This window comes from Flavobacterium sp. CG_9.10 (genome assembly GCF_015752245.1).
GTDB lineage: Bacteria > Bacteroidota > Bacteroidia > Flavobacteriales > Flavobacteriaceae > Flavobacterium.
The window spans coordinates 25,594-48,213 of sequence record NZ_JADOVD010000009.1; the positions used below are offsets into that span (position 1 = coordinate 25,594).

General features: G+C 35.4%; 15 protein-coding genes. 9 read left to right on the forward strand and 6 right to left on the reverse strand.

The annotated features are described in order from the left end of the window. Positions 1-31: 31 nt before the first annotated feature. The 3 genes from IWX84_RS09230 to IWX84_RS09240 form a co-directional block, all read right to left on the reverse strand. On the reverse strand, positions 32-1,915 hold the full coding sequence (locus IWX84_RS09230; protein ID WP_196850456.1) for a M1 family metallopeptidase: 1,884 nt from the start codon (positions 1,913-1,915) through the stop codon (positions 32-34). A 365-nt stretch (positions 1,916-2,280) separates the two neighbouring features. After that, on the reverse strand, positions 2,281-3,357 hold the full coding sequence (locus tag IWX84_RS09235) for a PorP/SprF family type IX secretion system membrane protein (protein WP_196850457.1): 1,077 nt from the start codon (positions 3,355-3,357) through the stop codon (positions 2,281-2,283). A gap of 13 nt (positions 3,358-3,370) precedes the next feature. Next, complete coding sequence (locus IWX84_RS09240) at positions 3,371-11,980, reverse strand: PKD domain-containing protein (RefSeq protein ID WP_196850458.1); 8,610 nt, start codon at positions 11,978-11,980, stop codon at positions 3,371-3,373. Here IWX84_RS09240 and IWX84_RS09245 point away from each other — a divergent pair. Beyond that, on the forward strand, positions 11,972-12,112 hold the full coding sequence (locus IWX84_RS09245; protein ID WP_196850459.1) for a hypothetical protein: 141 nt from the start codon (positions 11,972-11,974) through the stop codon (positions 12,110-12,112). The genes IWX84_RS09240 and IWX84_RS09245 overlap by 9 nt on opposite strands. Positions 12,113-12,235: 123 nt before the next feature. Here the strand turns inward: IWX84_RS09245 and IWX84_RS09250 are convergent, their stop codons facing one another. Continuing rightward, complete coding sequence (locus IWX84_RS09250) at positions 12,236-13,816, reverse strand: NADP-dependent glyceraldehyde-3-phosphate dehydrogenase (RefSeq protein WP_196850460.1); 1,581 nt, start codon at positions 13,814-13,816, stop codon at positions 12,236-12,238. Positions 13,817-13,879: 63 nt separating this feature from the next. After that, on the reverse strand, positions 13,880-14,191 hold the full coding sequence (locus tag IWX84_RS09255; RefSeq protein WP_196850461.1) for a rhodanese-like domain-containing protein: 312 nt from the start codon (positions 14,189-14,191) through the stop codon (positions 13,880-13,882). 331 nt (positions 14,192-14,522) lie between these two features. Between IWX84_RS09255 and IWX84_RS09260 the strand changes: the two genes are divergently transcribed. The 8 genes from IWX84_RS09260 (at position 14,523) to IWX84_RS09295 (ending at position 20,089) form a co-directional block, all read left to right on the forward strand. After that, on the forward strand, positions 14,523-15,155 hold the full coding sequence (locus IWX84_RS09260; protein WP_196850462.1) for a Crp/Fnr family transcriptional regulator: 633 nt from the start codon (positions 14,523-14,525) through the stop codon (positions 15,153-15,155). 73 nt (positions 15,156-15,228) lie between these two features. Continuing rightward, positions 15,229-16,017, forward strand: a complete 789-nt coding sequence (locus IWX84_RS09265) for a sulfite exporter TauE/SafE family protein (protein WP_196850463.1) — start codon at positions 15,229-15,231, stop codon at positions 16,015-16,017. Between the two features lie 79 nt (positions 16,018-16,096). Continuing rightward, complete coding sequence (locus tag IWX84_RS09270) at positions 16,097-17,509, forward strand: MBL fold metallo-hydrolase (protein WP_196850464.1); 1,413 nt, start codon at positions 16,097-16,099, stop codon at positions 17,507-17,509. Between the two features lie 98 nt (positions 17,510-17,607). Next, positions 17,608-17,811: a DUF2892 domain-containing protein gene (locus IWX84_RS09275; protein WP_196850465.1), complete on the forward strand. Its 204-nt coding sequence runs from the start codon at positions 17,608-17,610 to the stop codon at positions 17,809-17,811. A gap of 1 nt (position 17,812) precedes the next feature. Beyond that, positions 17,813-18,655, forward strand: a complete 843-nt coding sequence (locus tag IWX84_RS09280) for a methyltransferase domain-containing protein (RefSeq protein ID WP_196850466.1) — start codon at positions 17,813-17,815, stop codon at positions 18,653-18,655. Positions 18,656-18,674: 19 nt separating this feature from the next. Further along, positions 18,675-18,866, forward strand: coding sequence for a hypothetical protein (locus IWX84_RS09285; protein WP_196850467.1), 192 nt, complete (start codon positions 18,675-18,677; stop codon positions 18,864-18,866). 7 nt (positions 18,867-18,873) lie between these two features. Then, entirely contained in the window at positions 18,874-19,197 is a 324-nt protein-coding gene (gene trxA, locus IWX84_RS09290) for a thioredoxin (RefSeq protein ID WP_196850468.1), read from the forward strand. 319 nt (positions 19,198-19,516) lie between these two features. After that, positions 19,517-20,089 (forward strand): TIGR00730 family Rossman fold protein, encoded by a 573-nt coding sequence (locus IWX84_RS09295; RefSeq protein WP_317192115.1) that lies wholly within the window; start codon positions 19,517-19,519, stop codon positions 20,087-20,089. Between the two features lie 115 nt (positions 20,090-20,204). On the opposite strand, the gene IWX84_RS09300 is transcribed toward IWX84_RS09295, so the two are convergent. Continuing rightward, positions 20,205-22,340: a PAS domain-containing hybrid sensor histidine kinase/response regulator gene (locus tag IWX84_RS09300; RefSeq protein ID WP_196850469.1), complete on the reverse strand. Its 2,136-nt coding sequence runs from the start codon at positions 22,338-22,340 to the stop codon at positions 20,205-20,207. Positions 22,341-22,620 lie beyond the last annotated feature (280 nt).

Below are 22,620 nucleotides of genomic sequence, written 5' to 3' on the forward strand. Positions count from 1 at the left end.
ATTAAATCAATTAGTGATTTTGTACCACTAATTACTTGTTAATCCAGATATTATTTATTGGCGTAGCATCCATGAAAATGCCACCATCAAGTATTACTGATTTTACTTTTTTGTTTCCTCTAAAAGTGAATTTTACCATCTTTTGGTTAGCTTCCCAAACTGCAGGTGTTTTATGCACCGTTTCTTTAGTACCATCCACATAAACAATATTTATATCAAAAGGAATCGCAAAACCACCTTCATTTTTTATAGAAATCGAATTGTTTGAAGCTTTGGAACTTGAGTTTATAATTGCCAAATCAATATAATTATTGCTAAAAAACCAATTATTGAAAAACCAATTTAAATTTTTACCTGCACTACTATTCATGGAATAAAAATAATCCCAAGGAATAGGATGTTTACCGTTCCAGTCTTGCATATAATTGTGTAATGCTTTTTTAAATAAATCATCCCCAAGCAGATCTTTTAAAGCCAAATAAGAAAGTGAAGCTTTTCCATAAGAATTATTTCCGTAACCAACACCTGATAATTGAGAGGACATTGATATTATTGGCTGATCTTCTTCTGCAGATTTATCATTAATGTATCTATTTACTCTAAAATTTTTATAAAATTTATCAGCGGCTTCTTTACCATGCTCTGCAATCCCAATTAAATATTCAAGTGTTGTTGCCCAACCTTCATCCATAAACGCATAACGGCTTTCATTTATACCCATATAAAACGGGAAATAAGTATGCGCAATCTCATGGTCTTGTACCAATTGTGCAAAAACTGGATCACCCATTTGTGAATCGTTAACCATCATAGGATACTCCATATCGGCAAAACCTTGAAATGCAGTCATTTTAGAAAAAGGATATGGGACTCCTGGCCAATTGTTAGAAAACCATGCTAATGCATAGTTGTTGTTTTTTACCGATTTGATAAAATCAGTTCCTTTTACGTCGTAAGCAGCTTGTGTACTTACACGACGATTGGTTTTGTTGTCAACTACAACGCTGCCTGCATCCCACAAATAATGATTACTTAAACCAAAGCAGACATCCGAAATGGAATTTGCTTTGAATTTCCATGTATTCATATCATTCTGCAACGTTACTTTTCCATCTTTCATTTCCTGTTCATTGGCAATATGCATCACCTCATCCGTCGTGTATGATTTTTTTAATCTCGCAGCGTATTCCGCTTGCAAAACCTCATCAGGATTTAGCAAATCACCCGTGGCATATACCACATAATTTTTAGGCGCTTTTATAGAAAAAGTGTAGTCATTGAAATCATTATAAAATTCCTGACGATCGGTATGTGGAAGTCGGTCCCATCCGTTATAATCATCATATACGGAAACGCGGGGATAACTGTAAGCGACAAAAAAAGTAGAATCATCTATTTGACCTTCTCTCCCGCTCTCTTTGGATAACGGATAATTCCAATCGATATTTAAAGTTGCTTTTGTATGAGGAAGCAAAGGTTTTTTGAGTTTAACACTCCCTACAGTCCCCCAATTTTTAGCATTTTCATTATAAATATCATCATTAATTTTTAAGGAAGTCAAAGTCAATCCTGCTGATAAAAAATCTTCAGTCACCTCTCCGCCACGAGGCGACGTTGGCTTATGCAAATTGTTTACGAATCGAATGACAATCGTTTTTAAGGTATCATTACTGTTGTTTTCATAAACAATACTTTCAGTACCGCTTACAATTTTGGTATCGGGATTTACGGAAATTTCCATTGTGTAATTCCCTTTATTCTGCCAGTACTTTTTACCTGGTTTTCCAGTTGTGGAGCGGCTTTCTTTTAGATAAGCTTCCTTAATATTTCTAGGTGTGTATAGCTCTTGTGCTATACCGTTTTGCGCCAAAAAAGCTATTGTAAACAACAATAATAGTGTGTAATTTTTTTTCATAGCCGCGGTCTTTCAAATATAAATGTTAGTAATAAAGTATTAGTAGCAATAGATTCCATTTTGTAACAAAAACAAGCTACGAATAAAAATCAAATGTATTTTCTTCTTGGGGTAAATCCCATAAAAATAGCCATCCAATAAAATACGAGACGGCTTCAATTATAATTATTCAATACTTACAAAATATAATCTCTATTGATAAAATTAGATTCTTTCCTGTTTGATAATTCTTGCAAAATGGCATTGTTATAGCCATTGTCCCTTATCATTCCCAGTAAGCAATAAATTCGTTTAATTTTTTTTTAATGATTCCTTTTTCGGTTGAAGAATTAGAAGATCCTTACTTTTAAAAAGTATTTTAAATTTTAATCATCATAGTTCCTACCCCAAGGTCTTCTTGCCAAATAATTATTACAACTATGACATTCCCTACCTATCTGCCAAGTTAGGGAAAATTCATGAACTCCCTGAGTATTCTCTATTTTTGAAGTGCTTACATCATACGAATAACCAAAAGTGAAGTTATATATTTTAATGGAACCAATCAGATTTACTGAAGTCAGAAGATGGCTGTCAGCACTTTTCATCATAGGATTTGTTGCAGCAATAACTCCTATAATAAATGGATTAAAATGCGCTATACTTCCAAAATCTAATCTATTATATTGTCCTTGTTTCATGAAGTTCGTTGTGAGCACTAATTTGGAATTATCCGGTAAGAACGAAAAACCGGGATTGCTGTCCAGATTAAATGAATATCCACTCTGAAGAGTAAAATTCATATCTAATGGCAGCTTACCTTGTGAGTCAAATGCAATATTGGGTGTGTTAAGATGCTTCATTGAAGCTCCGAGCCAAAAATCATCGGTATAAAGCAAAAATCCCGAAGAAATATCAAAGAAATCTATTTTGTTCTGTAGGCGTAAAAGACTTGGATCTAAACTACCACCGCCAATGCTGCCATCGTTAGTATTGATTTGGTCTTCAAACAAAAGGCTTTTGAAATTAAAATTTTTAGTTCCATAACCTCCTTCTAATCCTAAAATCATTCTTAAACCGGAATAAAAATTATCAAGGTCAAGATTTAGGGAAAATACACCATTGATTTGAGTGTAATTATAATCTGTAAAAACCTCATGCTGGTTTAGCACTGTCAGCCCTATTCCAATATTTTGAAGATTGGAATCGCTTGGACGTGAATCTTCTGATAAGTTTCCGATTGAGCCGTTGATAAATGCATAATCAGTATCCAGTCTTCTGGCTCCATCAGGCCATTGTGTTCTGTGTAGAATTCCTGTGTTTAAAGTATTTACGGTTCCTGTAAATGCGCCGTTCTGTGTTTCGGGAACAAAATAATACTGTGTAAAAATAGGATCTTGCGCCTTAACTTCTACAATCGATATGGAAGTTAACAGTATATATATAATAAATTTTAATTTCATTCTCTTTGGGTGCTTATTTTATTAATACAAAAGGGTGATTTTCATTGACAATAGTTCCATAAAAGGTTTCTGCGCTCACTTTACAATAATAATTACCGTTTTCCGCATTCTGTCCTTTTATTTTACCATCCCATCCCTTTAAAGTGTCTCCGGTTTCTGAATAGATTAGTGAACCCCAAGTATCATAAATATCCAATCGAACATTTTTTAATGCCTTAGTCACGGGTCTGAATGTATCATTCATAGTATCATTGTTGGGTGTGAAGGCAGTGGGAACGACAAATAAATATCCTTTTTCAACATTGAAAGTGTTTTTTTGCACATAGACACATCCAAAAGAATATGTAACAGTTTGTGTCACCACGTACTCTTTTGGATTTAGGAATGTATGCACCGGGTTGACCTCGGTTGAAAAGCTACCATCGCCAAAATCCCAAACCATACTTATAAAATCACCAGTAGCGGTATTAGTAAACTGTATTGGATCGATTATAGAATAAGTGCCATACGTTACAAAAGAATATGAGGTTGCATTAAATGAAGGTGTTCCAAGGGACTGCAATTTAACATTGAAGGAGTAATTTGCTTTACAACCTAAAGCATCCGTTACGTATAATATTGCTGTTCCGTTTTGGCTGGTATTCATCATTTCATTATTCGAACCGCTTACCGTTCCGCTGGACCAGGCCAATTGGTAGGGTGGAACCCCACCCGAAACTTGTGCTACAAATGTTTGCTTTACGAACTTCGTTTCACAGTCAAATTCTGTTTTGGTAGCTACTCCAATTACTATAGGCGGCGGTCTGTTGATACTGTATTGTGCCTGTTTTGAACAGCCCCTGCTATCAATTACGGTAACCAAATAATTTCCAGCAGGAATATTCACTAAATCTTCTGTTGTAGATCCATTTGACCAAGAATAGGTAAAAGGTGGTGTACCTCCGGCAACGAGAAGATTTATTGCACCACTATTGGCATTGTCACAATCAAAGGCATTGGTAGTATTAGCTGATAAAATTAAAGGTTGAGGTTCTAATATGATAAAAGTTCTTTTGATGGTGCAAGGCTTACTGTCAACAATCGTTACCGTGTAAGAGCCTGGTCCTAAATTATTTCTGATATTTCCAGCCACTGCATTATCATCCCAAACCAATTTTACAGGAGTAATCCCTCCAATAATATTTAGATTGATACTACCATCTTGGGCACCAAAACAAGAAATGTTTTTAACAACTGGATTAATTGTAAAAATGGGTGCTTCAGGGATATTTACATTCAGTGTTTTCACGCAATTATTAGCATCTGTAACGGTGATCAGATAATCACCAGCCGAAAGATTATCCTGAAACGTTCCGCCTCCCAGATTACTCCATACAATAGTATAAGGAGTTACACCGCCATTTATAGCAAGAGTTATGGAAGCGTCATTGGATCCATAACAGATTATTGGTGTGGTTGTGGCTGACAAAATAATAGTAGTTGGTTGGGTAAGTGTAACACTTAATGCCTTAGAACAACCCGAATTATCGGTAACCAGTACATTATAAGTCCCTGAAATAACAGCAGTGAGATTTTTATTGGAACTTGTAAATCCGTTAGGTCCAGTCCAAACAAAGTTATAGCCAGAAAGTGTAGGTGTTCCTCCAACTACAGCAATTTCGATAGCTCCTGTAGCTTCTCCATAGCACAATATATTAGTTTGGCTTAATAGGCTTACCGTTAATATTGGTGGTTCGGTAATGGTAAATGTAGCTGTTTTTGGACCGCAATTGTTAGCGTCAGAAACGGTAACCATGTAAATCCCTGGACTTAATTGGGTCAAATCTTCGGTGGTTGCATAAGGAATTCCATCTTTCGTCCAAGTATAATTGTAATTTAATGTACCTCCACTGATTGTGATTTTAATTTCACCATTAGCATCATTAAAGCAAGTAATGTCTTTCTCTAAATCAGTAGTTATACTAATATCGTCGGGTTGCGTAATATTTACTGTTTGAACCTTGGTACAATTATTAGCATCGGTAATGGTCAAATGATACGTTCCTGCAATTAACCCTGTTGCATTTAAAGAAGTTTGTACCGGAATGGTATCCCAGGAGTATGTTAATATTCCCGTTCCACCACTTGCTAAAACGGAAACTGAGCCTGTATTATTTCCAAAACATTTCACATTGGTTTGTGAGGCTATTGAAACTACTATGCCGTTTGGCTCTGTGATAGTGGCTTGAGTGGTTGTAGTACAACCATTAGCATCTGTAATGGTGGCTGTGTAAGTACCAATTGCCAGATTTGTTGCTGTATCTGAAGTTTGAACTGGTGTTGTATTCCAAGAGTAGCCATATGGCGCTGTGCCTCCATTAGCAGACACAGTTGCTGAACCGCTGCTATTCCCTGAGCAGAAAACATCCGTTTGAGCGGACATAGTTGCGGACATTCCTACTGGTTCTGTGATTGTGATAGGGCTTGAAATGGAGCATCCATTCGAGTCTGTAACCGTTACATTATAAGTACCTGCTGTTAATCCTGTAGCTGTTACCGAGGTTTGAATTGGGTTGGTATTCCAAGAGTAGGTATAAGGTGAAGTCCCTCCAGTAACTGCAACGGTAGCATTTCCATTATTTCCTCCAAAACAACTCACGTTAGTTGAATTTGAAATCATAGCGCTTAATCCTGCTAAAGGCTGAGTAATAAGTGCTGTCCGCACATTTGAACAACCATTAGCATCTGTTATGGTTACTTTATAAGTTCCTGCTACTAATCCCGTTGCTGTTACCGTAGTTTGAATTGGAACTGTGTCCCATGAATAGGTTGAAACTCCTGTGCCTCCAGTGGCGGATACCGTTGCTGAACCCGTATTATTACCAAAACATAGCACATTGGTTAGAGAAGTGATTGATGCAACAATACCGTTTGGTTCCGTAATTACAGCCTGTTTTTGTATCGAACAATTATTGGCATCTGTTATGGTAACAGTATAAGTACCTGCTATTAAACCTGAGGCTGTCTCCGTCGTTTGAATTGGATTTGTATTCCAAGAATAAGTTAGAGTCCCTATTCCTCCCGTAGCAGTTACCGTTGCCGAACCCGTTGCACTTCCAGCACAACTGATATTTGACGGATATGATATGGAAGCTGAAATACCGCTGGGTTGTGTGATTTCTATTCCGAGAATTGTCTTACTACTTCCATTTGCATCGGTAACTTTAATGTCATAAATGCCTGCTGCCAAACTCGTAAAAGTATAATTTGTAGACGTTGCGTTAATAATGCTACTGATTGTTCCACCTCCTTGCAAAGTCAATAAATAATCATAAGGTCCAATTGATTGTTGTGTAATATCAACTTTAATAGCGCCAGTCAAATAACCAAAACACAATACATCAATTTGTGCTGCAGTATCTTCCTTAATAAGTAAAGGTAATGGTGACGTTAAGTTAAAATTTAATACTACAGGATTACAAAGTACGTCGTTAATAGTTAATGAATATGCGCCCGCTGGAACATTTAAAATGTCTTGGCTCATTGTAAGCGGAAAACCGCTTGGTCCAGACCATAAATAAGTGTAAGTACCTGAACCTCCTGTAACGGTAACATTTATTGCGCCATCATTGGCACCAACACTGCTCACATTAAAACCATTATAATTAGACAGAATACTGGATGTAATAATAGCAGGGTTTACCGTTATTTTATAATCTAATGTCGGGCCCGAGCAAGAAATCCCATTGTTTTCGAAAGTTGCTATCGCAGTATAAATTACAGTGAGTGGAGTTGTACTTAAATTGATCAGCGTTTGAATTGGGATTGTATCCGTTCCAGAAGCTGTTGCTCCAGTAATTCCAGCAGGAATCGTTGCTGTCCAATTGAAGGTAACATTTCCTGAAGTTAGAGTGGATAGAGTTATGGGTAAACTAGCACTTCCAGAACATATTGTTTGGTTGGCTGCCGAAAATTGAACTTTTGGAGAAGGATTAACTGTTATTACTGCAGTAAATGATGTTCCTGTACAAGTTCCAGATTTTGGAGTTATAGTATATGTAGCTGTTTGAACATCATTTGTTGAATTAATTAACGTACCCTTGATGGTTGTTTGGTTTGCTAAGGCTGTGCCTCCCGTAATTCCTCCCGTAACGATTGGAATTCCCCAAGAATAGGTTGTTCCTGCTGGGATTGTATTGCCACCATCGTCTATTGGGGTTATAGAAAAAGAAGTGGTAGAGCAAATGGTTTGTGCTTGAGGGGTTGTTATTGAAGGATAGGCATTTACATTAACTGCAGCTGTATTTGAAGTGATTAACGAACAACCTCCCGAAGGGAAAGTTACTGTGCAATAATAATATATTGTGCCTACAGCAGTTGAATTGGGAGTAAAACTACCACTTGTAGCATTAGCAATTGGAGTTCCTCCTGAATTACTATTTGTTGTATTACTATACCATTGATAGCTCGGCGTCCCTGTGCCATTGGTATAACCAACAGTCAATGCACTTGTACTTCCGTTAAGACAAACCGATTGGCTCACTAAAGGTTGTGGGTTTATTGCTGGAGCCACAACAACAATAACTGCTGCCGTGGTACTTGTTACGCTGCAACCTAAACCTGTTTGGGTAAGAATACAATAATAATATTTTGTACCCACAGTGTTGGTTGGCGGTGTGTAAGTTGAAGATATGGCAGTTCCTATTACAGTTCCTCCTGTTGTATTATTTGCAGTATTGCTATACCATTGATAATTAAAAGTTCCCACACCACCACTAGCTACCACCGATAGATCTGTCGGCGTAGCGTTTTGACATTGGGGTTGAGTTGCCAAGGGTTGAGTGGTAAGAATTGGGTCAGCAACAACAACAACTTCTGCCACGGCACTTGTTGTATTACCGCAACCGCTTCCTGCTAATGTTACTGTCACATAATAGTAATTGTTTCCAATAACTGTAAATGCTGTTGGGGTATAGCTTACTCCAGTTGCTCCTGAAATCGGAGTTCCTCCAGTAACACTATTGCTTGTATTCGAATACCATTGATAACTTGCTGTTCCAACACCTCCTATATACACTATAGATAAAGGTGCTATAGTTCCGCCAATGCAGATGCTTTGCGTACTTAAAGGTTGCGTGCTTATGGTTGGCAAGGCATTTACAATAACTGCAGCTGTATTTGAAGTGATTAACGAACAACCTCCCGAAGGGAAAGTTACTGTGCAATAATAATATATTGTGCCTACAGCAGTTGAATTGGGAGTAAAACTACCAGTTGTAGCAGTAGCAATTGGAGTTCCTCCTGAATTACTATTTGTTGTGTTACTATACCATTGATAGCTCGGCGTCCCTGTGCCATTGGTATAACCAACAGTCAATGCACTTGTACTTCCGTTAAGACAAACCGATTGGCTCACTAAAGGTTGTGGGTTTATTGCTGGAGCCACAACAACAATAACTGCTGCCATGGTACTTGTTACGCTGCAACCTAAACCTGTTTGGGTAAGAATACAATAATAATATTTTGTACCCACAGTGTTGGTTGGCGGTGTGTAAGTTGAAGATATGGCAGTTCCTATTGCAGTTCCTCCTGTTGTATTATTTGCAGTATTGCTATACCATTGATAATTAAAAGTTCCCACACCACCACTAGCTACCACAGATAGATCTGTCGGCGTAGCGTTTTGACATTGGGGTTGAGTTGCCAAGGGTTGAGTAGTAAGAGTTGGGTCAGCAACAACAACAACTTCTGCAGGCAAACTTGTGGCTGTTCCGCAACCACTACCACTAAATGTTACCACTGCATAATAATAAAGAGAGCCGACAGCATTAAAAGTGGCGGGTGTATAAGAACTATTGGTTCCCCCTGTTATTAATGTTCCGCCTGAATTATTGCTGCTTGCATTTGAATACCACTGGTAAGTAGCGGTGCCAGCTCCTCCGGTAAAAGAAACGTTTAGTGCTGTTATTGTCCCTCCAACACAAATACTTTGAGTCGGCGTAGGCTGGATTGAAATAGTTGGTACACTATTCACAATTACTGTTGCTGAACCCGTCTGTACTTTTGAACAATTTGTTGGACTAGAATCACTAATGCTTACTAAATTATAAATAAATGTTCCAACCGAAGAATTAGGCAAAGTTAAAAGTGCAGAATTTCCTGACGTAGTGGTAATGGTTTGATGAGTTCCACCATTTACATTATAAGTAAAAATATAAGGAGAAATACCGTTGGCTCCGGTAAAAGTGATTTGCGCTGCAGAATTTAAACAGACACTAGTATTCCCGGATATCGTGGCCGTTGGAGATGGATTCACGGTAAATAATGCCGTTGTTTGACATCCTACACTATTGGTATAAGTTATGGTCGTGGTTCCTGCGGATTTACCGGTTACCAATCCTGTTGAGCTGACAGTTGCTACGGTAGTGATTGAAGATCCCCAAGGGCTGGTTGCAGCAGCAGTTGCCGAACCCGTCAATTGCGATGTGGAACCAACACAAGAAAACAAGGTACCCGATATGGTTGGTGAAGGATTGATAGAAAATGTTCGATCTCCTGCCACAGTAGTACCACATTCATTGGTAACGGATAATGAAACTGTGAAAGTACCAATTGTAGCATAACTAATGGTTCCAGGTACTGCCGCAGTTGATGTTGCTGGTATACCTCCAGGGAAGCTCCAAAGGTATGTTAAAGCTTGCGTTCCACAATTCGTTGGAGTTGAAGTCACTGTTGGACTAATTGTATTGTTTGGCATAGCTTGGCAAAGAGACGTTATTGGACTGATGCTTACTATTGGTTGTTTTTTGACTGTTACAGTTTGTGAAGTTACTTGTGGTGGTGAGCAGGAATTTGATGCCGTGAGTGTAATGGTATAGGTTCCGGGTTGGGTAAAATTAAAGGAGGCATTTGTAGTGGTTTGATTTGGAATCGTTGAAATACTTGTTCCGCAATATGCAGGAGAATGTGCTACACTCCAAATATAGGTTGGGGTAGTGCAAGAAGTTGTCGTAACAGTTGTATTGGTTGCTGTAACTGACATTGGAATGCAACCTGCATTGTTATTGAGTGTGAATTGAGGAGTTAAAGGAGGTTCAATGCAGATTGTTTGCATTTTTGTCGTTGTTCCACATCCGTTTTCAGCAGTAAGGGTAACTGTATATGTTCCTGAATTTGTGTAGGTATGATTAATATTTTGAGGAGAGGATATTGGAGTTGTAATTATTGGTGTGCCGTCACCAAAATTCCATTTGTAAATAGAACCTTGAACACAATTTTGACCATATCCTGAAATAGTTGTATTCGTAAATAGAACACTAGTATTACTACACGAATTAACGGGAGCAGTAAAATTTGCTGTTGGTTTTGTTAATATAGATATGTTGCCTAATGTAAATGGGGTCGTACCACATGCATTAGTAACATCTAATTTCACTTCAAAACTTGTTGCAGGACAACTAGTTGAAGTGTAAATATGAGGAATAGGATAGTTTGCTGAATTGGAAGGACTTGATGAATTATAATAGGTAGAGCTATTTAATTGATTTTGAGTTAAAGTAATTATTGGAGAGCCATCACCATAATCAATTTTGTAAGTGGTATCAAGAGAATTGGTACCCCAATTTGAAATTGAAAACTGTAAGTTTGGCGTTGGAGCGCACAAATTTTGTGTAGAACCAGGGCTGTTTAAGCCACCAAGTGGGTTGGAAACATTTTTGATTATATAGGTTTTGGAATTAACACAACCATTAACTCCAGTAGCAGTAATGGTCATTGAATAAGCTCCAATAGAAGAGTATGTATGTGAAATAGGGAATGCAATATTAGCTTGTGTATTTCCATCCCCCCAATTAATAGAAAAGGATGAAATACAGGTTGAAGCAGAAGTATTTCCTACACTAATTGAATACGTAGAATTTGATGATGCATTACCACAATTACTAAATGGATCAAATTGATTACCAATATCAATAAAACTAATATCCGGTTTTTGTTTTACAGTTACTGTCTTAGTTTTAGTTACCGTACATCCGCCACCTGTTACCGTTAAACTAACATTGAATGTTGCATTAGTACAACCTAGTGAAACAAACGAATGACTGGGGTTTTGTTGTGTTGAGGATGTGCCATCCCCAAAATCCCATGAATAATTGTACGGTCCTGCCGTCACAGTAGACGAAAATTGAATTGCAGTTCCCATGCAGCTGTTGTCATTGGTAAATGTAAAATCGACTACTGGAGGTAAACTAATATTAACTGTAGCACTACCAGAACTAGCTTGTTCTGTAATTGGGGTAGTGGCATCATGGAGACTGTCCAAATTATAAATGAAGGTTCCTGCATTTGAAGTACTTACCACTACTGTCACGGAACTATTAGTTGCTGATGTTACAACCGTTTGCGGGCTACCATTATTAATATGATATGTAAAAGTATATGGTGCAGTGCCTCCAGAACCTGTAAAAGTTATAAGTTGAGGTTGTGTCGCATTCATGCATACTGTTGCATTCCCGGCTATATTTCCCGATAGATTGGCAACCGTTTTTATTAAGTTGCTTTTTTCTACTTTAGTTGAAGAATAAACAGAGCTGGCATTAAAAGTTAGTAGAACGAATAAAAATACAATCTTGTAAATATGTTTCATAATTATGCATTAATTCAACCAGCGTATACTATTGTATCTACGGAGGAAGAAAGTGGTTTGGCCAAATATAACGTAATGATTTTCCATTCCTTTACGGTTTACCGTAAAGGACACTATTTTATTGTTATTTAAAAAAACATAACACATTATCTAAATTTAGCAGAAAATAAAAACCAAAATTCTATACAAAACTCCATAAAAAAACCGTCTCGTTACAATAAACGAGACGGTTTTTAATTTTTGAATAAAACTCAATTACAATATGTAATCCGTAGTAATAAAATTTGACTGATCACTATTCAATAAAGCCTGTAAAATTGCATTATTATATTCATTGTCTTTTGAGGCTACAAAAGTTCGAATAGAGAACGATCGCAAAGCATCATGAATACTCAATGTTCCCACAGCGGAGTCTTTACGACCTGTAAACGGGTAAATATCTGGGCCTCTTTGACAAGAACTATTAAGATTGACACGACAAACTAAATTTACTAAGGTGTCGATAAGCGGCGCAATTGTTTTGATATCTTTTCCAAACAAACTTACTTGTTGTCCATAATTAGACTCTGCCATATCGTCTAACGGCGCTTGTATATCTTTGAAAGTTAAAATAGGCACTATTGGTCCAAATTGTTCTTCATGATACACACGCATCTCCTTGTTTATGGGATATAAAACGGCTGGAAAAATATAATTAGGGGAATGTTCCCCTCCTTTTTCATTGATTATCTTCGCTCCTTTTGCAATAGCATCATCAATCAATTCTTGGATATAAGCTGGTTTTTCCTTCTCCGGTAATGGCGTTAAAGAAACTGCTTTATCCCAAGGATTTCCAAAAACAAGCGCATCTACCTTAGCAACGAAACGTTTATTAAATTCTTCCGCTATAGATTCGTGCACATATAAAATTTTAAGGGCGGTGCAACGCTGTCCGTTGAAAGATAAAGTGCCGGCAATACATTCTTGAATAGCCAAATCTAAATCGGCGTCCGGTAAGATTATCGCAGGATTTTTGGCTTCCAAGCCTAAAATTAATCGCAATCTGTTTTTATTTGGGTGCTGATCCTGCAAAGCAATTGCTGACTTACTATTTCCTATTAATGCCAAAACAGCCACTTTGCCTGATTTCATAATAGGTGACGCTACTTCTCTACCTCTACCATACACAATATTGATTACACCCGCTGGAAAACTGTTTCTAAAAGCTTCCAATAAAGGCGAAATTAATAAAACTCCATGTTTTGCGGGTTTAAATACAACTGTATTTCCCATAATTAAAGCAGGGATTAATAAGGAGAAGGTTTCGTTTAGAGGATAATTGTATGGTCCAAGACACAATACAACTCCTAGTGGTCCGCGACGTACCATTGCATTTACGCCTTGGCTCTTCGTAAAACGGGCACTATTCCGATCCAGTTGTTTGTAATCTTCAATTGTATCATATATGTATTCTACGGTTCTGTCAAATTCTTTTTGGGAATCGGGCAATGTTTTTCCTATTTCCCACATCAAGTACTTCACTACTTCTTCACGGGTCGCTTCCATTTGAGTAACAAATCGTTTCATGCATTTAATACGGTCAGCGACTTTCATGGTAGGCCATAATCCTTGACCATTATTGTAGGCAGCATAGGCAGCATCAACCGCTTCCACTCCTTCTATTTCTCCCATAAAAGGAATAGACCCTAAGATGGTTGGATCATATTTTTCTGTTGATGAAATCGTAGAAAATACTGGAGTTGTCTGCCCTTCCCATTTTATTAATTCACCATTTACTAAATAAGTATCTTGGTTTAATAATGTCTTTATCTGAAATTCTTCTGGTATTGAATTCATTTTTGGTTGTTTTTGTTTTTTGGTGTTTTAAGGCACGAAAAGAGATTATAGCCTACTTTAGTTTTATGGCGAAACGATGTCTCCGTTCCAAGCCAAAATCCCTCCCGTTAAATTATAGGCGTTTTCAATGCCTAATTCATTCATAATTTCACAGGCTTTTGCGCTTCTTGCTCCTGAACGACAATAGACATAATAATTTTTACTTTTATCTAATGCATCTATTTCTGAAACAAAAACCGTTCCTTGGTGAATATCAATATTTACCGCATTGGATATAATTCCGTCATTGTATTCGTCCTCTGTTCTTACGTCTAGTATTACTGCATTCTCATCTGCTTCGAGCTGAGAAATCCAATCTTCTTGTGTTAAATTCATGATGATGTTTTTTGTAAAAATACAACGTTTTTAAATAACTATAAACGGTCTTCTTCTAAATTATATTATATTTCAAAGAAAACGTTTTAGTTAAACATTAATACTCAGTAAATTATATTTTTGTTTACGAAATTATTAAAAATTAGTCCATTAAATCTATAGGAAATATATTTATTTCCTGCCTTGAATTTTGTTTGATATCCAAATTTACAATTAAATAGTTCTCCTGAATTATTAACTTTTTAGCTTACTTTTACAATACTTATCTTGATTATTTTCAAAATAAAATTCCTTTTTTAAACTAAAATATATTTTTAAAAGAAACCTTGAAATGCATAATTCTGACGATTTAAAAAAAATATTTCCATCGTTTTCAGACGAACTTATTAACGAAATTGAAACTAGCGCTGTTAGACAATCGTATAAAGCCGGAGATATCATCATGCGCACAGGCCAGTATATTAACAATACACTTTTGATTACTAAAGGTCAAATTAAGATTTATAGAGAAGGTGAAAACGGAGGCGAGTTTTTCATGTATTATTTACAACCGGGACAAGCTTGTGCCGTTTCTATGATTTGTGCTAATAAAAATCAAACAAGCCAAATTATGGCAAAAGTAGTCGAGGAAGTTGAGTTAATTATGATTCCACTTTCCTTGATGGAAAAATGGATGATGGCACACCGTACTTGGTATGAATTTGTAATCTTTACGTATCGAACTCGCTTTGAAGAAGTCTTGGAAGTTGTTGATAGTATAGCATTTAGAGCCATGGATGAACGATTAGAGTTTTATTTAAAACGCCACGCTGAGGCTTGCGGTTGTAAAGAGTTAAAATTATCGCATCAAGAAATTGCCACTGAACTCAATACTTCTAGAGAAGTAATTTCCCGCTTGCTTAAAAAGATGGAACAACGAGGTTTAGTTCGATTATACCGCAATAATATTGAACTTTTGACCTAAAAAATGTTCAATGTGACATATGTTACTGTTTGTAAATTAAATACAAGCGACCTTTGCAATAAAAAATTTAAAGATGGAATATTTAGGTTATTTTGCTTCAATTATTATTGGACTTTCTCTAGGTTTAATAGGAGGTGGCGGATCTATTCTTACCATACCAATTTTAGTCTATTTATTTAAAATAGAACCCGAATTAGCCACAAGCTATTCTTTATTTATAGTTGGAATTACTGCTTTATTTGGTTGTATAAGCCATTATAAAATGGGGAATCTTAAAGTAAAATCAGCGTTATACTTCGCCATTCCTTCCGTGTTTTCTATTTTGATAATTCGTGAAGTCATTTTCCCCAAAATAGCATCTACAATTTTCTCCATTGCTTCCTACCAAGTTTCAAAAAGTTTCTTGATAATGATTGTTTTTTCTGTACTTATGATGGCAGCGGCGATATCGATGATACGGAAAAGAAAATCAATCCCGAATCCACCAAAAACAAATTACACACAACTGGGAGTAATTGGATTTATAGTGGGAATTGTAACTGGGTTTCTAGGTGCTGGTGGTGGATTTCTAATCATACCCGCACTATTATTTTTCGCTAATTTACCAATGAAACAAGCAGTTGGAACATCTTTACTAATTATATTTATAAATTCAAGCCTCGGTTTTGCTGGGGATTTATATATTGGCACACCTATTAATTATTCGTTTTTACTTCTGATTTCGAGTATTGCCTTTGTAGGAATGATTATTGGAATCCAGCTTTCAAAAAAAATTGATGGGGCTAAACTTAAACCAATTTTTGGTTGGTTCATATTAGTCATGGGAATATATATTATTGCCAAGGAAATATTCTTTAAATAAAATACTTTGTGTAACAATAGTCACTGTCATATTGAAATACAAGAATTATCTTTGTATTAGAATCTTTAAAAATAAAATCATGAAAATAGAACAAATATATACCGGATGTTTAGCTCAAGGTGCGTACTACATAACTTCAAATAACGAAGCTGTAATTATAGACCCACTGCGCGAAATACAACCTTATCTGGACCGATTAAAACGCGATAATGTCAAACTTAAATATATTTTTGAAACCCATTTTCATGCTGATTTTGTTTCAGGACACATCGATTTAAACAGAGAAACCGGCGCCCCAATCGTTTATGGACCAAGTGCTAATCCAGAATTTGAAGCAATAATAGCAACAGATGGCCAAGAATTTCCTCTAGGAGATATTAAAATAAAAGCACTGCACACGCCAGGGCACACAATGGAAAGTACAACTTACTTGTTGCTTGATAAAACCGGAAAAGAATACGCCATTTTCTCTGGCGACACTTTGTTCATTGGCGATGTAGGAAGACCTGATTTAGCTCAAAAGTCTGCTCATATGACACAGGAACAATTAGCGGGAATATTATATAATTCGCTACGAACGAAAATAATGACTTTGCCCGATGAAGTCATTGTTTATCCGGCTCATGGTGCCGGAAGTGCTTGTGGAAAAAATATGAGTAAAGAAACAGTTGGTACAATTGGTAACCAAAAAGCAACTAATTACGCTTTGAGAGCTAATATGACTGAGGATGAATTTATCAAAGAAGTTACTGATGGTTTATTGCCTCCCCCAGCCTATTTTGGTATGAATGTAGCGATGAATAAACAGGGATATGAAAGCTTTGATACCGTATTACATAACGGAATGAAAGCAATAGAAGTAAATAATTTTGAAGCTGTTGTCGAAGAGACTGGCGCTTTAATCTTGGACACTCGTCAAAATGGGGCTTTCGCCCAAGGATTTATTCCACAATCAATAAATATAGGTATTGACGGAGATTTTGCTCCGTGGGTAGGTGCTTTAATTGCAGATGTAAAACAACCGATTATTCTCGTGACAGAACTAGGTCAGGAAGAAGAGTCGGTAACGCGATTAAGCCGAGTGGGTTTTGACAAATTAATTGGTCATCTCAAAGGTGGTTTCGACGCTTGGAAAAACGGGGGAAAAGAAGTTGATACTATAAACCGAATTACCGCAGAAGAGTTTGCCAAAAAAGTAAAAATTGGAGAAAGCAAAGTAATAGATATCCGCAAAGAAAGTGAATATTGTGCGGAACATGTTGACGAGGCTTTCAGCAAACCTTTGGCCAGCATAAATGATTGGATTAAAGATATTGAACCTAAAGAACCGTTTTTCCTTCATTGTGCGGGCGGATATCGTAGTATGATTGCGGCTTCTATCTTACAGGCACGTGGTTTCCGGAATTTTACGGATATTGAAGGAGGATTTAACGCTATTGCAAAAACTGTTGTACCAAAAACAGATTTCATATGCCAAAGTAAAGTGTTATAAAAACCATTTTTTAGTGCAATATTTTATTAAAAGAACTCTATTTCAGCAAATTAAACCTTAAATTTACTTTAGATTTAAGTCATTTAAATTTTAATATCATGAAAAAAAACATGGGGCTCACTGATAAAATAATTAGAAGTAGTATTGCGGTTATTATTGCAATATTATATTTTACCAATTTAATTAGCGGAACGCTTGCTATAATTTTGGGTATTTTTGCGATTATTTTTTTGATTACAAGTTTTGTAAGCTTTTGCCCGCTGTATTTTCCTTTTGGTTTTTCAACTCGAAAAGAAGTATAAAATGGAAGAAACTAAATGTTGTGTAGTGTCTTGCGAAAAACCATTGGATCAACAGTATTGGGATGAACAATACAAAGCCAAATCCACCGGTTGGGACTTGGGTGAAGTTTCCCCACCTATTAAAAGCTATATCGATACTTTAGAAAATAAAAATAGCAGTATTTTAATTCCTGGATGTGGCAACACTTATGAAGCGGAATATCTTTTGCAAAAAGGGTTTACCAATATTACAGTTATAGATATTTCACCAACACTGGTCGAAAATATAAAACAAAAATTTGCAAAAAAAAGTAACATAAGAGTTGTATTAGGCGATTTTTTTGCTCATCAAGGCAAATATGATCTGATTATTGAACAAACTTTTTTCTGTGCTTTACCTCCTACAATGCGTCAAAAATACGTTTGGAAAATGCATCAACTTTTAGCTGATGATGGAAAGCTTGCGGGGTTATTATTTAACAGAAATTTTGAGGTAAGTCCACCATTTGGCGGAAACAAAGAAGAATATACTCTTTTATTCAAAGAGGCTTTTAACTCTATAAAAATGGCTATATGCCAAAATTCTATTGCTCCTAGAGCTAATTCAGAATTATCTATTGAATTCCAAAAAAATGCTGGTTCTATTGTAAATCTATACCAATTTGAAGGGATTACCTGCAGTGGTTGCAGTGAAACCATTACCAAAAAAATCACTGAAATAGACGGAATTTTAAACGTTAGTATCAGTAGTGATTATTTGGAAATACTAATTGTCAGTAAAAAAGAAATTGAGTTAGAAGAATTACAAAAAGTAATTTCTTATGATAAAAAGTATACCATTAAAAAAATTAGTCACTTATGTTAGATTATCTAATTAAACAAAAATGAAAGAATTATTATTTACCAATTGGCATGCAATGCGTTGGGTTCGTTTAGCCTTTTCTTTGTTTTTATTTGCGCAAGCATTTATACTAAGAGAATGGATGTTTATCGCTTTTGGTTTGTTTTTCTTCATTCAGGTCATTTTTAACTTAGGATGCGGACCAAATGGTTGCGCTATTCCGAACAAAAAATAAAATAAAGATGAGTAATTTCGATACTATTATAAAATCTGAAAAGCCAGTATTAGTTGACTTTTTCGCTACATGGTGCGGGCCGTGCAAAATGTTAGGTCCTATTTTAAAAGAAGTAAAAGACAGTTTAGGAGATCGTGTTTCGATCATAAAAATTGATGTGGATAAAAACCAAAAAATAGCGTCGCAATACCAAGTGCGAGGAGTTCCCACTATGATTCTGTTTCAAAATGGAAAACAATTATGGAGACAATCTGGCGTTCTGACTAAAGAGGATCTTATTAAAACTATCTTAGAAAAAAGCAATGAATTGCTAAAAAAGGAATTGTTATAGGTTCAACAGCGGGGTAATTATATTATCAATTTACAGATTGTGCTTCAAGAACTTGTGCTATAACTTCTAAACCTTTTAACTCTGCATTGTATGGCAGTTTAATGGGAGGATTGACATTTAATATGTTTTTAAAAAAAGTTAGATTTCTTTTTTTATCTTTAAAATCAGTATGGAAAACCAACCAAAATTCAGGCTTTCAAAATCCGAATCTTCATTTAGTAGGAAACTTTTATCAAGATTTAAAAACTTGCTTTTCAATTTTAAAGTGTAAAATAACTTTATTAAAGAATTTCGTAAAATGCATTACATTGGACCTTGAGTGACTATTTTTGGTTCTGCCAGAGTTAGCCCGGCAACAAATCTTTATCAAGATGCAGAACAAATTGGTGCGGAACTGGCTAAACTTGGGTTTACAGTCATGACAGGTGGCGGCCCCAGAATCATGGATGCAGCAAATAAAGAGGCTTACGAAATGGGAGGTTATTCGGTAGGATGTAATATTGTTCTCCCTGTTGAACAAAAACCAAATCCATATTTGCATAAATGGATTTATATTCCTTACTTTTTTGTTAGGAAAGTAATTCTAATAAAATATTCCTATGCCTTTGTTGTTATGCCCGGTGGAATTGGCACTTTAGACGAATTATTTGAAGCACTAACGCTAGTTCAAAATAAAATCATCAACAGTTTTCCAATTGTAATTTATGATTCAAAGTATCATAAGGAACTTTGGCACCATATTCAAATGATGTCAAAAAATGAGAGTAAAACTCCGGAAGAGATGAAGATGTTGTTTGTTACGGATTCTGTTGAAGATTTAATAGAACATATTAAAAAATACTCCATCAAAAAAGTTGGATTAAAAAAAGAACCATATAAATCCAAATGGTAGTTTAGAGAAAAAAGAAGATGAAACGATTTATTTAGCTATGAAAAAAAAGCGACTTGACAACTTAAGCAACTCATCTTCCAATTTATTTATTCCTATTTTGAAACCAAAAATTTTATTAAACTATCCATTTCAAAAGTACTTTTTCTAAATCAGATTGGATTATGGGTTTAGAAATATAATCATTCATTCCTGACTTTAAACATTTTTCTTTCTCTTCAACAAATATTCCAGCGGTTAAAGCAATTATGGGAGGATTTTTAGAATGGCTCAATTTCCGAATTTCCTCAGTGGTTTCAAAGCCATTTTTTTTGGGCATTTGAATGTCCATTAAAATAATATCCAGTTTTTCTTTTTTATATAGTTTTATCGCTTCTTTACCATCTATAGCTTCAAAAATAATACAATTGGGAATTATTTTCTTTATTAGTTTTTTAACCAGCAACATATTAATCCTATTGTCCTCGACGATCAGTACTTTGGTGTAATTGAGATTTTCTTTTATTGGTTCTTTTATTTCATCAAATTGAAAAGGAAAAGGTATTTTTAAGCTTTTAGATTTTTTAAATTCTACAGAAAAATTGAAATCACTTCCTTTTCCATAATGACTGTTAAGTTGTAACTTACTCTTCATCAATTCCAGAAGTTGATTAGAAATTGCCAGTCCTAAGCCTGTCCCTCCAAATTTTCGGGTGGTTGAAGCATCTTCTTGTACAAAAGAATGAAATATTTTTTCTTGATTGTTGTGTTTTATTCCAATGCCGGTATCTTTTACAGAAAAATTAATAGCAGCAATATTTTCATCAACAGAAGGTAATCCAGTAATATCTAAACTTATTTTCCCTTCGGAAGTGAATTTTAATGCGTTACCAATTAAGTTTACGATAATCTGTTTGAGTCTTACGGAGTCAGCATAAACAAACTGAGGTACATTCTCATCAATAGTCAACATTAACTCGATATTTTTTAAATTTGCTTGGTGTTTAAAAAGACTGACGACTTGATGAGTTAGCAAAAAGAGATCAACTTCTTCCATATGTAATTCTAATTTCCCTGCTTCAATTTTAGAAAAATCTAAAACATCATTAATTATATCCATCAATATAACTGCTGATTCATTAACAATATTTATATATTCTAATTGATTGGTGTCCAAGTTCGTTTTCATTAGCAAATCCGTAAACCCAATAATTCCATTCAACGGAGTCCTAATTTCATGACTCATATTCGTTAAAAAATTAGATTTAGCCTTATTGGCAGCCTCGGCCAGGTCTTTTGCTTTTGTAAGTTCTTTTTGCATTAGCTTAATCTCAGTAATCTCAACAAAGCTGATTACTATTTCAGTTAATTCTCCCAGTGTATTTTTCTCTGAGAAACCATTGACCAAAAGCGAAATAATTTCTTTGGAATGGGGATGTTTAACTCCAGCTATGAAATTTTTGAGCGGCTGTTGGCTCGTTAAAATTTGGTTTACCGGATAGTGTTCAAGTCGTAATGGAGCATTATTTTCATCTAAGAATTTCCATTCTGAATCAATTATTTGTTTCCCTTTCATCTGATCTTCACTTAAGCTAAGCAGTTCAGAAGCTTTAGGATTACACATAATAATGGATCCATTCGGGGCATGAACTACAATACCTACATCCAGATTATTTAGTAAATCCCGATATCTAACTTCGCTATCTCGTAACGCAACCTCTGCTTTCTTAAGTTCAGTTATATCAATCAATGTTACTAGACACTGTTCTTGATCTTTTGCAACAACCCCAGTCAGGTAACCATAAAATACTGTAGTGTCATTTATCAAAAAACTTAACTCACAAGATTCTTTAACCTTACTTTTAAAGATTTTATCTAAAAAAAGATTGAAAATAGTTTTAGTGTCATTAGAAATAAAAAAGCCAAACATACCACTTATTATTTTGGATCTTTCTCTTAATAGCATGTGAGAACCTGCTAAATTAACGTCAATAATTTTTCCTTCATTAGAAAGGGTAAAATATCCTGAAGGGGCAAAATCATATAATTCTGTATATTTTCCATTGGCGATTTCAGCTTGCTCTTTTGCCAAAAGCAATTCTTCGTTCTGCATTTCAAGTTCAATCTGATGCACTTCCAGTTCATGAATGAGTTTCAAAGTCATGGCTTCAGAAAGTTTTCCGACCGCTTTTTCTTGAATTTTATTTGCTTGTAATTCTTCGGCTTTTTCGCGAAGAATTGCAATAATTTTCGATTTGTTTTTGGTAATTTTCATAGGTTTGAACTATTTAAAAATATGCTGAAATTGTCAATCCAGTATTTAAAAAAATCTCTTAAATCTAATTTATTCAGTTAATCATGGGGCGTAATTAAATTCTGTACAACTATTTCTTGATCAAAAATTATAAATTTCCCTACAGATCAAAATAGTGGTGTCAAAATCAATCGTTAAATAACTTCAAAATTATAAAACTCCAAAAAAAATACCTCGATATCAATATATTGCTTTTAGGAGCGTCAAGGTACTGAATTTTAACATATTAACCAATGTAAAA